The sequence below is a fragment of the Roseateles sp. genome, from assembly GCF_039929605.1.
In the GTDB taxonomy this organism is placed as follows: domain Bacteria; phylum Pseudomonadota; class Gammaproteobacteria; order Burkholderiales; family Burkholderiaceae_C; genus Pelomonas.
This window is the reverse complement of record NZ_JBDSQX010000100.1, coordinates 1-10,099: the sequence shown is the minus strand read 5'-3', so window position 1 is coordinate 10,099 and position 10,099 is coordinate 1. Positions and strand designations below refer to the sequence as shown.

Annotated in this window: 12 protein-coding genes and 1 pseudogene; 4 read left to right on the top strand and 9 right to left on the bottom strand. The window is 66.1% G+C overall.

Going from position 1 to position 10,099, the window contains the following annotated elements; genetic code table 11:
* The 4 genes and pseudogenes from ABIS05_RS13835 to ABIS05_RS13820 all read left to right on the top strand — a co-directional run.
* Nucleotides 1-656 (top strand): annotated as a pseudogene (locus ABIS05_RS13835) (ribonucleoside-diphosphate reductase subunit alpha); the annotation flags it as partial.
* Nucleotides 657-812: 156 nt separating this feature from the next.
* Nucleotides 813-2,015 carry a ribonucleotide-diphosphate reductase subunit beta gene (locus ABIS05_RS13830; protein WP_348011000.1) on the top strand — a complete coding sequence of 401 codons (1,203 nt, stop codon included), beginning with the start codon at nucleotides 813-815 and terminating at the stop codon, nucleotides 2,013-2,015.
* A 259-nt stretch (nucleotides 2,016-2,274) separates the two neighbouring features.
* Nucleotides 2,275-2,598, top strand: a complete 324-nt coding sequence (locus ABIS05_RS13825; protein WP_407074852.1) for a histone — start codon at nucleotides 2,275-2,277, stop codon at nucleotides 2,596-2,598.
* 215 nt (nucleotides 2,599-2,813) lie between these two features.
* The gene (locus ABIS05_RS13820; protein ID WP_348010998.1) at nucleotides 2,814-2,963 is read left to right on the top strand and encodes a hypothetical protein; all 150 of its coding nucleotides are present in this window, start codon (nucleotides 2,814-2,816) and stop codon (nucleotides 2,961-2,963) included.
* A gap of 423 nt (nucleotides 2,964-3,386) precedes the next feature.
* On the opposite strand, the gene ABIS05_RS13815 is transcribed toward ABIS05_RS13820, so the two are convergent.
* The 9 genes from ABIS05_RS13815 to aroE all read right to left on the bottom strand — a co-directional run.
* Nucleotides 3,387-4,334 (bottom strand): zinc-ribbon and DUF3426 domain-containing protein, encoded by a 948-nt coding sequence (locus ABIS05_RS13815; RefSeq protein WP_348010997.1) that lies wholly within the window; start codon nucleotides 4,332-4,334, stop codon nucleotides 3,387-3,389.
* Nucleotides 4,331-5,233, bottom strand: coding sequence for a 50S ribosomal protein L11 methyltransferase (prmA, locus tag ABIS05_RS13810; RefSeq protein WP_348010996.1), 903 nt, complete (start codon nucleotides 5,231-5,233; stop codon nucleotides 4,331-4,333). The genes ABIS05_RS13815 and prmA overlap by 4 nt, the downstream gene beginning before the upstream one ends.
* Complete coding sequence (accC, locus tag ABIS05_RS13805) at nucleotides 5,230-6,579, bottom strand: acetyl-CoA carboxylase biotin carboxylase subunit (protein WP_348010995.1); 1,350 nt, start codon at nucleotides 6,577-6,579, stop codon at nucleotides 5,230-5,232. Before accC ends, prmA begins: the two co-directional genes overlap by 4 nt.
* 9 nt (nucleotides 6,580-6,588) lie before the next feature.
* Nucleotides 6,589-7,035, bottom strand: coding sequence for an acetyl-CoA carboxylase biotin carboxyl carrier protein (gene accB / locus ABIS05_RS13800; protein WP_348010994.1), 447 nt, complete (start codon nucleotides 7,033-7,035; stop codon nucleotides 6,589-6,591).
* 58 nt (nucleotides 7,036-7,093) lie between these two features.
* Nucleotides 7,094-7,543 carry a type II 3-dehydroquinate dehydratase gene (gene aroQ, locus ABIS05_RS13795; protein WP_348010993.1) on the bottom strand — a complete coding sequence of 150 codons (450 nt, stop codon included), beginning with the start codon at nucleotides 7,541-7,543 and terminating at the stop codon, nucleotides 7,094-7,096.
* A 108-nt stretch (nucleotides 7,544-7,651) separates the two neighbouring features.
* Nucleotides 7,652-8,173: a TlpA disulfide reductase family protein gene (locus ABIS05_RS13790; RefSeq protein ID WP_348010992.1), complete on the bottom strand. Its 522-nt coding sequence runs from the start codon at nucleotides 8,171-8,173 to the stop codon at nucleotides 7,652-7,654.
* On the bottom strand, nucleotides 8,170-8,757 hold the full coding sequence (locus tag ABIS05_RS13785) for a hypothetical protein (protein ID WP_348010991.1): 588 nt from the start codon (nucleotides 8,755-8,757) through the stop codon (nucleotides 8,170-8,172). Before ABIS05_RS13785 ends, ABIS05_RS13790 begins: the two co-directional genes overlap by 4 nt.
* The gene (gene mtgA / locus ABIS05_RS13780; protein ID WP_348010990.1) at nucleotides 8,754-9,470 is read right to left on the bottom strand and encodes a monofunctional biosynthetic peptidoglycan transglycosylase; all 717 of its coding nucleotides are present in this window, start codon (nucleotides 9,468-9,470) and stop codon (nucleotides 8,754-8,756) included. The genes ABIS05_RS13785 and mtgA overlap by 4 nt, the downstream gene beginning before the upstream one ends.
* On the bottom strand, nucleotides 9,470-10,099 hold a 630-nt coding region (gene aroE / locus ABIS05_RS13775), incomplete at its 5' end, for a shikimate dehydrogenase (protein WP_348010989.1). The genes aroE and mtgA, both read right to left, overlap by 1 nt.

Below are 10,099 nucleotides of genomic sequence, written 5' to 3'. Positions count from 1 at the left end.
TGCGTGCGCGCATCCGTGAACACGGCATGCGCAATTCGAACTGCACCGCGATTGCGCCGACCGCGACCATCTCCAACATCATCGGCGTCGATGCCTGCATCGAGCCGTGCTTTGGCAACCTCTCGGTCAAGTCCAACCTGTCGGGCGAGTTCACCGTCATCAACGAATCCCTCGTGCGTGACCTGAAGGCGCTGGGCCTGTGGGACGACGTGATGGTCATGGACCTCAAACACTTCGACGGCTCGCTGCGCCGCATCGACCGCGTGCCTGAAGAGATCAAGGCGCTGTACGCCACGGCCTTCGAAGTCGACACCGTGTGGCTGATCGAAGCCGGCGCGCGCCGCCAGAAGTGGATCGACCAGGCGCAGAGCCTGAACATCTACATGGCCGGCGCGTCGGGCAAGAAGCTCGACGAGACCTACAAGCTCGCGTGGCAGCGTGGCCTGAAGACGACCTACTACCTGCGCACCACCAGCGCGACGCAGGCCGAGAAGAGCACGGTCACGCGCTCGGGTCAGCTCAACGCGGTGTCCAACAGCACGATGTCGATGGCCGCTGCGCAGCCCGCACCGGTCGCTGCCGTCGAGCCTGAACTGCCGGCGACGGACATGAAGTTCTGCTCGATCGACAACCCCGATTGCGAGGCTTGCCAGTAAGTCGAAGCAGGGCGCCAACTTGTATAGACAAGTTGGCGCCTCGCGTTTCGATGCCCTCGCGCAACAAACTTTGCGCGATAGATGCAAATAGCGGTCGCGAGACCTTGTTGATTTGCGCAAGCGCTACCGATAATTCGAAGTGATAGGAAAGACACCATGCTGGATTGGGACGAAGACCTGAAGTCCACTGATACCCACGCCGCGAAGCCTCCCGCGGTCACGCCTTCGGCGACTGCTTCGGCAAACGTGTCGCGCGAAGCTGCCAGTGTCTCGATTCCCGCGCCTCAGGTGTCCGGCGAGCCCACCACCACGCATCGCGAAAATGTTGAGCCCACGACTGCACGTCGTGTGCGGGCCGCCGACAAGCGCATCATCAACGGCCAGACCGACGTCAATCAGCTGGTGCCGTTCAAGTACAAATGGGCCTGGGAAAAGTACCTCGCCACCTGCGCCAATCACTGGATGCCGAACGAGGTCAACATGAGCCGCGACATCGCGCTCTGGAAGGACCCCAACGGCCTGACCGAAGACGAGCGCCGCATCATCAAGCGCAACCTCGGCTTCTTCGTCACCGCCGATTCGCTGGCCGCCAACAACATCGTGCTGGGCACCTATCGCCACATCACGGCGCCCGAGGCGCGGCAGTTCCTGCTGCGCCAGGCGTTCGAGGAAGCGATCCACACCCACGCTTATCAGTACATCGTTGAGAGCCTGGGACTGGACGAGAGCGAGATCTTCAACGCCTACAACGAGGTGAAGTCGATCCGCGACAAGGACGAGTTTCTGATCCCCTTCATCGGCGCGATCATGGACCCGCACTTCCACACCGGCACGCCCGAGAACGACCAGACGCTGCTGAAGAGCCTGATCGTTTTCGCCTGCTTGATGGAAGGCCTGTTCTTCTACGTCGGCTTCACGCAGATCCTCGCGATGGGCCGCCAGAACAAGATGACCGGTGCGGCGGAGCAGTACCAGTACATCCTGCGCGACGAGTCGATGCACTGCAACTTCGGCATCGACCTGATCAACCAGATCAAGCTTGAGAACCCGCACCTGTGGACGAACGAGTTCAAGGCCGAAATCAAGGCGCTGTTCCTGAAAGCCGTCGAGCTCGAGTACCGCTACGCCGAAGACACCATGCCGCGTGGCGTGCTGGGCCTCAATGCGTCGATGTTCAAGGGCTATCTGCGCTTCATCGCGAACCGCCGTGCGGTACAGATCGGCCTCGAAGCGCTGTTCCCGAACGAAGAAAATCCCTTCCCCTGGATGAGCGAGATGATCGACTTGAAGAAGGAGCGCAACTTCTTCGAGACCCGCGTCATCGAGTACCAGTCGGGCGGGGCATTGAGCTGGGACTGAAGTCTCCAGCCGCAACCCGATCAAACCTCAAGCCAATGCAGTCACCGAGCGAAACCCGCATCAACGCGCAAGACGTGGCGGGACTGCATGGCGCTCCCATTCACCGTATCGAGGCGTTCCTCCTGAGCGACTCTCGGACGGTGAATAGCCGCATCTGCACGGACCGGTCTGTGCGGGGCGGTGTCTTTTCAACTTGATCAAGGAGAAAACCATGGCAACTGCAAAGAAAGCTCCGGCCAAGAAGGCCGCTGCAACCCCGGTGAAGAAGGCCGCCGCTCCGGTGAAGAAGGCTGCGGCTCCGGCGAAGAAGGCCGCCGCTCCGGCGAAGAAGGCCGCTGCTCCGGCGAAGAAGGCTGCGGCTCCGGCGAAGAAGGCCGCGGCTCCGGCGAAGAAGGCTGCGGCTCCCGCGAAGAAGGCTGCGGCTCCGGCGAAGAAGACTGCTGCGAAGCCTGCCGCCAAGAAGGCTGCTGCTCCGAAGAAGGCTGCCGCCGCCAAGCCTGCCGCTGCTGCAACCGCTCCTGCGGCCAAGACCGCACTGAGCCCGCAAGCGGCTTGGCCATTCCCCACCGGCAACAAGCCCTAAGCGTTTGTCTGAGCGGGCGGTTGGCGCCGCCCGTTCGCTCAATCGGGAAACCCGGCCCGCTCTGCGGCGCCGGGTTTTTTATGTGCACCCAGCATGGGTGCACACCGGCGGTGTGCAAGCCCCGTCGTAAGTTGATCACGACGAACGAAGCGAAGCGCAACTGCGTGAGGGCGACCGAGTGTGAGAAGGAAGCGTGGAACGTAAATCGCGAGCTGATGAGCAAGACCCGCATAGAAGGCGGTGCCGAGCAGGGCGAGCGGGCATGTGACCGCAAAGCCCTCGTGATCAAGGCAAGTTGGCGTAAATGCGGCGGCCGTGCGGTGAAGATGCGCGCGTTACCTGAGGACGCCTCGCCTTGCGGCTGAAAGGTCGACGGTATTGCCGGAGCGGGAATTCAGCAGCGGTCGTAGTAGACGAATGGCGGGCCGCCGACGCCCCCGGCGAGAAGCGAAGGACCGAACAAGTGACCGAGGACCGAAGAATGTCAAAGGCCATGCGTCAGACGCTGAGCATTCAGGGCTGACAGGGGAGCTGGGTGGTGAAGCCCGCAGCAACCGGTCAGCGACGAAATTTGCGACCCGTCCCAGGAGCACCAGAGCACAGGGTGTTGACCACCGGCCACTCTGACCGGCTGGGCCTGCCTCGACTCTCACGACCGACCTCAAGCTCTCGAACCGCTAGGGTGGTGTTGCGTTCTCGACGTCGCAATTAAAACCGATGCGTTTGGGCGTGTGGCAAGGCGCAAACCACAGCGATACCGAGGTATCGCGCGGGCCCGCCGCAGAGGCTCAGGGATAGAAGGCGATGACGTTGTAGCCGCTAACGCCCTGACCGCCGGTGCTGAAGCTAAAGGACAGCGCCTGTTCAGAATCGGCGTCTACTTGATTGAGCGTCGGGCTCAATTCTTCGGGCCCGATCACACGGCGGGCGAAAGGCACACCTGTGGCATCGGTGAGCTGGAGCTCCAGTGACGGAGCGGCCACTGCCACCGCCGTCTTGTTGCGCAGCGACACATCGAGCTTGTAGCCGCTGCTGCCCATCGGATTCAGCGAGGTGGACTCGACGCTCAGCGCTTCGATACGCCGCCAGGGCTTGACCTCGCAGCCGAAGGCAGCGCACAGCGCCTGCAGACCACTGCGCAGCGGCGGGTGCGTGGCGGCCAGAACGTCGCGGAAGTGCAGCGTGATCTGCAATGCCAGCATCACCGCCAAGAGCATCGACACCAGCGCCAGTGCCACGCGCACGCGCGGGCGGTTCCAGCGCGCGCTGCTTTGCGCGCGGCGCATGAACTCGGGCACGGTGGGCGGTGGTGCGGCAGCGGGTTCCGCCGTCATGGGCGGCGACAGGTGCGCGAGGGCAGCTTCTTGTTGCGGGTCTGCAGGCAGCTCCGCGTCGACCCAGCGTGGCTCGTGCCGGCTGACCTCGCTGGGCCAGCCCGTCGGTAGCGCCTCGGCGCGCGGCTCGGCCTCGGGCGGCGGCATCCACACCGGTTCCGGTGGAGCGGGTGGCGGTGGCGGCGGAAGTGGCGCCGGGGGCGGAGGCTCGATGACCGGCTCTGGCGTGAACGCTGCGGGCCACGGCGGGGGGGCTTCCTGCTCGATGTCGAACAGCAATTCGCGGGCGTCGAAGATCTCGGCGCAGCGGCCGCAGCGGACCCAGCCGTCGGAGACGCGGAGCTGGTCCTCGACGACCCTGAAGATCGTGCCGCAGGCCGTGCAGCGCGTCGCGAGGCTCATGCCTGCGCGGGTCGGTGGGCCGTCATCAGGATCCAGCCGTCTTCTTCATCGCTGACGTCCAGCGCCAGCCACGGCGCGTAGGCCACCTTCAACTCGTCCGCCTGGCGCGACAGGATGCCGGCCAGGATCAGATAGCCGCCGGGCGCGACGTGCGCGCACAGCAGCGGCGCGAGAAGCTTCAGCGGCATGGCCAGGATGTTGGCGATGACGAGCGGGTACTCGCCCTGGGCCAGCTCGGGCAGGCCGGGGTTCAGCGTGACACCGTTGGCCACCGCGTTGTCGCGCGACGAGGTGACGGCTGCCGGGTCGATGTCGACCGCGTCGATGTTCGTCGCACCATGCAGCGCCGCGCCGATGGCCAGGATGCCGGAGCCGCAGCCGTAGTCCAGCACGCGAGGCCAGGCTTGCCCTTGGTTCGCGATCCAGCGCAGACACATGCGCGTCGTCGGATGCGTGCCGGTGCCGAAAGCCAGGCCCGGGTCCAGCCGCATGACGCGCTGCGCCTGCGGCGGCGCCTGGTGCCAGCTCGGCACGATCCAGAACTCGGGCGTGATCTCAACCGGCGCGAACTGGCTTTGCGTGAGGCGCACCCAATCCTGCTCGGGCACGGCCTGGATGGCCTGCACGTGGATGTCGGCCGCCCAGTCCTGGGCCAGGATCAGCGTCGCCGCTTCGGTGGCCTCGGCTTCAGCGGGGAAGAGGGCCTTGACGACCGAGCGCTCCCAGCCGGCCGCTGGCGCAGGCATGCCGGGTTCGCCGAACAGGGCCTGCTCGGCGTCGGTGTCAGCGTCGGCATCCTCGACGGATACCGCGAGGGCATCGATCTCCATCAGCGCATCGCTGACGATCTCGACGTCGGCCTCGCGGCAGACCAGCGCAAGTTCGAAGAGATTGCTCATCGCTTGTGGGCAGCCATCCAACCTTCAAGGTAGTGGATGGACGTGCCGCCCTCGATGAACTTCGCGTCCGCCATCAACTCGCGGTGCAGCGGGATGTTGGTCTGGATGCCTTCGACGACCGTCTCGCTCAGCGCGATGCGCATGCGGGCCAGCGCCTGCTCGCGCGTGTCGCCGTGGACGATGATCTTGCCGATCATGGAGTCGTAGTTTGGCGGCACAAAGTAGTTCGTGTAGGCATGCGAATCCACGCGCACACCGGGGCCGCCGGGGGCGTGCCACATCGTGATGCGGCCGGGCGAGGGGATGAACTTGACCGGGTCTTCCGCGTTGATGCGGCACTCGATGGCGTGCCCGCGCATCTCGATCTGGCGCTGTGTGAACGGCAGCTTCTCGCCCGCAGCGATCTTGATCTGCTGCTGCACGATGTCGATGCCGGTGACCATCTCGGTGACCGGGTGCTCCACCTGCACGCGCGTGTTCATCTCGATAAAGAAGAACTCGCCGTTTTCGTAGAGGAACTCAAACGTGCCGGCGCCGCGGTAGCCCATCTTCTTGCAGGCGGCGGCGCAGCGGTCGCCGACCTTCTCGATGCTGCGACGGGGGATGCCCGGTGCCGGCGCCTCTTCGATGATCTTCTGGTGGCGGCGCTGCATGGAGCAGTCGCGCTCGCCCAGCCAGACGGCGTTCTTGAACGTGTCAGCAAGGATCTGGATCTCCACGTGGCGTGGGTTCTCCAGAAACTTCTCCATGTAGACCTCGGGGTTGCCGAAGGCGGCACCCGCTTCCGCGCGAGTCGTCTGCACCGCGTGCACCAAGGCAGCCTCGGTGTGCACGACGCGCATGCCGCGCCCGCCACCACCGCCGGCTGCCTTGATGATGACCGGGTAGCCCACCGTGCGGGCGATCTTGATGATCTCCTTCGGGTCTTCGGGCAGGGCGCCTTCAGAGCCGGGCACACAGGGCACGCCGGCGCGGATCATGGCCTGCTTGGCCGAGACCTTGTCGCCCATCAGGCGGATGGACTCGGGGCTGGGGCCGATGAAGGTGAAGCCGCTGCGCTCGACGCGCTCGGCGAAGTCGGCGTTCTCGCTCAGGAAGCCGTAGCCGGGGTGGATGGCTTCGGCGTCGGTCACCTCGGCCGTCGCGATGATGGCCGGCATGCTGAGGTAGCTCTGGGCCGACGGCGCGGGGCCGATGCAGACGGCCTCGTCGGCCAGCTTCACATACTTGGCGTCACGGTCGGCTTCGGAGTAGACGACGACGGACTTGATGCCCAGTTCGCGGCAAGCCCGCTGGATGCGCAGAGCGATCTCTCCGCGATTGGCAATGAGAACCTTCTTAAACATCGAGTGACCTCACTCGATCACGAACAGCGGCTGTCCGAACTCGACGGCCTGGCCGTTCTCGCACAACACCTTGGTGATCGTGCCGCTCTTGTCGGCCTCGATCTCGTTCATGATCTTCATCGCTTCGATGATGCAGATGGGCTCGCCTTCCTTGATCTGCTGGCCCAGCTCGCCGAAGGGCTTGGCGTTGGGGCCGGAGGCGCGATAGAAGGTGCCGACCATGGGCGACTTGACGATGTGGCCAGTCTCGACGGGCGCGGCCGCCGGAGCGGCGGCGGCCACAGGGGCGGGCGCAGCGGCGGCAACCGGCGCGGCGGCGTAGACCGGCTGCGCGGCGACCACCGCAGGATCAGCCTTGACGATGCGGACCTTCCCGTCGGCCTCGGTGATTTCCAATTCGGAGATATTCGATTCCGAGACCAGGTCGATCAGGGTCTTGAGCTTGCGCAGGTCCATCATGGCTCCAGGCTATGTTGTTGTTGTCAGAGAAAGAATGGAAGGCCGCCGGCCGCGCTCAGGCGCCGGCGGCTCCCAACGATTCGAGGGCGTGGCGCAGCGCCAGGCGGTAGCCATTGGCGCCCAGGCCGCAGATGACGCCGACCGCCAGGTCGCTGAAATAGCTGTGATGGCGGAAGGGCTCGCGGCGGTGGATGTTGGACAGGTGAACTTCGATAAAGGGCAGGCTGACGGCCGCCAGCGCGTCGCGGATGGCGACGCTGGTGTGCGTGTAGGCGGCCGGGTTGATGACGATGAAGCCCGTGCCGTCGGCGCGCGCGGCCTGGATGCGGTCGACGAGGGCGCCCTCGTGGTTGCTCTGAAAGCTCACCAGCGTGGCGCCTGCATCGGCGGCGATCGCGCTCAGTTCAGCGTCGATCTGCGGCAGAGTCTGCGCGCCATACACCTCCGGCTCGCGTGTGCCGAGCAGGTTGAGGTTGGGGCCGTGCAGGACGAGAACTTGCATCAAACACGTGGCGGGCGCTGAACCGTTAGGGTCTAGAGAACCGCCACTAAATTGAGGAAGGGCGAACTTTACGCTTTTTGCCGCCGGTTTCCGCGACGGATAGGGTAATTCTCAAGAAGTTAGCAGCGCCTGCAGATCCTGCAGCCGTGTTACGCCCAGCCGGCGCCAGCTGATCTCGCCGGTCTCGTCGAAGACGACGGAGAAGGGCAGGCCGCCGGCCGGATTGCCCAGTTCGCGGACCAGCCCCAGCCCTTCGGGGCCGGCCAGCGAGATGGGGAAATCCAGCGGCGTCTTCTTCAAGAAGGCCTTCACCGGCTCGGCTTGGTCCACCGCCAGCCCCAGCACCTGCCAGCCCTTGGCCTTGGCTTGGCCGTAGAACTGGTTGATCTCCGGCAGTTCCTTCACGCAGGGCGGACACCAGGTGGCCCAGAAGTTCACCAGTAGCGGCTTGCCGCGCCAGCGAGCGACGTCCAGCTCGGCGCCGTCCACGCCCGTGAAGCGCCGGGCCCAGAAGGACTGCGCGACGGCCGAGGCCGGCGGCGGGTTGAGCTTGCGCCACGCGAACGATGCGCCGAGCGCAGCAGCGCCGACGCCGGCGCCGGCCAGGATGAGGCGGCGGGTGGTGGGGCTCATGCGTCTTCGTCTTCCAGCAGTTGTTGCAGCGCGCGCAGGTCGCCGCGCTCGGTCAGGCCACGCGCGTCGGGCTTGAGCGCACCGCGCAGGTCGTCGAAGTCCAGGATGGTCAGGCACAGGGTGACGCGTTCGCCGAGGGCCGGGCAGGGCGCGTCGAGGATGAGCATGTCCACCTGCCGTCGCGCGGCGGTCGTCTCGGCAACGTCGAAGCTGATGCCGCGGTCCAGCAGCGCGATCTCGGTGGCCTTGCTGTCGTCGCAATACAGCTGCAGATGGACGTTGGACAGCCGCGTGGCCGTGCCGCGCCAGACGGCGCCGGTCAGATGGGGGCGGAACTCGGCCAGCCGCGCCATCCACTGACCGGCCAGCTCGCGCAACGCGCGCAGCTCGGCCGGCTGGGTGTCGGCATGGAAGATGGCGATGTGCTCGCGCACGGCGGCCTCGACCTCGTCGTTGCCGGGCAGCGCGGTGCGTGATGCGCCGAGATCGCGGGCGGCGCGCTGCTTGGCGGGGCCCCAGTCCATGCCCTCGTCGACGATCAGCCTCGCGGCGGCAGCGGCGATCTCCTCGGGCAGGTTGTTCATGGCACTTGTGCGCCGTTCATGCGGCCGACGATGAGGCCGGCCCGATTGATGACATAGGCCGAGCCCGGCTGGCGCTCGAAGCGCTTGGGCGCCGGCAGCATCACCGCCAGCCGGGCGGCTTCGAAGGCGCCGAGGCGTGATGCGTCCACGCGGAAGTAGTGCCGCGCCGCCGCCTGGGCGCCGAACAGGCCTTCACCCCACTCGACGCTGTTCAGGTAGATCTCCAGGATGCGCTGCTTGCTCAGCAGGCCTTCGAGCATCAGCGTAAGGATGAGCTCCTGGCCCTTGCGCAGCAGCGTGCGCTCGCCGGACAGGAAGAGGTTCTTGGCCAGCTGCTGCGTGATCGTCGAGCCGCCAATGACCTTGGCCGGTCCCCTGGCCTTGCGTGCCTCGGCGCGGGCTTGCGCCTTCTCGTTCTTCTTCCAGGCGCCCTTGAGCGCATCCCAGTCGACGCCGCCATGTTCGGCAAAACCGTCGTCCTCGCTGGCGATGACGGCGCGCTTGAGCGTCTTGGGCAACTGGTCATCGTCCACCCAGGCCTGGGCCCAGGGAACCTGCCGCTTCTCCTTCAACAGCCGGATGGCCTCGCTGCGCTGGAAGCTGGTGGACTGCGGCGGCAGCACATTCATCAGCGCGATGCGGCCGGCAAACCAGAGCTGCAGGCAGATCACGGCCAGCGCGAGGACGGCGAGCAATCGGCCGACGTGGCGCATCACAACGACGACCTCAGTGCTTTCAACACCGGCGCGGTGTCCGGCCGCACGCCGCGCCAAAAGAGAAATGCCTCGGCCGCCTGCTCGATCAGCATGCCCAGGCCGTCGCGCGGCTCGGCGCCGTGGGCGGTGGCCCAGTCGAGAAAGCCTTGCGCCTTGGGGCCATACATCATGTCCAGCGCCAGCGCGCCGCGGGCCAGCACGCGCGCGTCGACAGGCGAGGCCGCGCCAGCCAGGCTGGTGCTGGTTGCGTTCACGACGATGTCCTGCGCGTCCGGCGCGCCGGCCAGCGGCGCGGCGGTCAATGGCACGCCAAGGTGGGTGTGGCTGGCGACCAGTGCCTCGGCCTTGTCGACGCTGCGGTTGACGACGGTGATGTGTGCGGGCTTGGCCGCTATCAGGCTGCCCAGCACACCCGCCGCCGCGCCGCCAGCACCGACGAGCAGCACCTGCAGGCCCGTGAGCGAGCGGCCGGTGTTGCGCTGGATGTCGTTGACGAGGCCGGCGCCATCGGTGTTGTCACCGGTCCAACCGCCTTCGTCGAAGCGCAGCGTGTTGACGGCGCCGGCCAACTGCGCGCGTTCCGTGCGTGTCGCGGCCAGCGCGAAGGCGTCGAACTTGAAGGGCAC

Excerpts from the sequence above, each read along its gene's own strand:
- accC (WP_348010995.1), bottom strand. The coding sequence starts at position 6,579 with ATGTTTAAGAAGGTTCTCATTGCCAATCGCGGAGAGATCGCTCTGCGC.
- ABIS05_RS13820 (WP_348010998.1), top strand. The coding sequence starts at position 2,814 with ATGAGCAAGACCCGCATAGAAGGCGGTGCCGAGCAGGGCGAGCGGGCA.
- mtgA (WP_348010990.1), bottom strand. The coding sequence starts at position 9,470 with ATGCGCCACGTCGGCCGATTGCTCGCCGTCCTCGCGCTGGCCGTGATC.
- ABIS05_RS13785 (WP_348010991.1), bottom strand. The coding sequence starts at position 8,757 with ATGAACAACCTGCCCGAGGAGATCGCCGCTGCCGCCGCGAGGCTGATC.
- ABIS05_RS13815 (WP_348010997.1), bottom strand. The coding sequence starts at position 4,334 with ATGAGCCTCGCGACGCGCTGCACGGCCTGCGGCACGATCTTCAGGGTC.
- accB (WP_348010994.1), bottom strand. The coding sequence starts at position 7,035 with ATGGACCTGCGCAAGCTCAAGACCCTGATCGACCTGGTCTCGGAATCG.
- ABIS05_RS13830 (WP_348011000.1), top strand. The coding sequence starts at position 813 with ATGCTGGATTGGGACGAAGACCTGAAGTCCACTGATACCCACGCCGCG.
- prmA (WP_348010996.1), bottom strand. The coding sequence starts at position 5,233 with ATGAGCAATCTCTTCGAACTTGCGCTGGTCTGCCGCGAGGCCGACGTC.
- ABIS05_RS13790 (WP_348010992.1), bottom strand. The coding sequence starts at position 8,173 with ATGAGCCCCACCACCCGCCGCCTCATCCTGGCCGGCGCCGGCGTCGGC.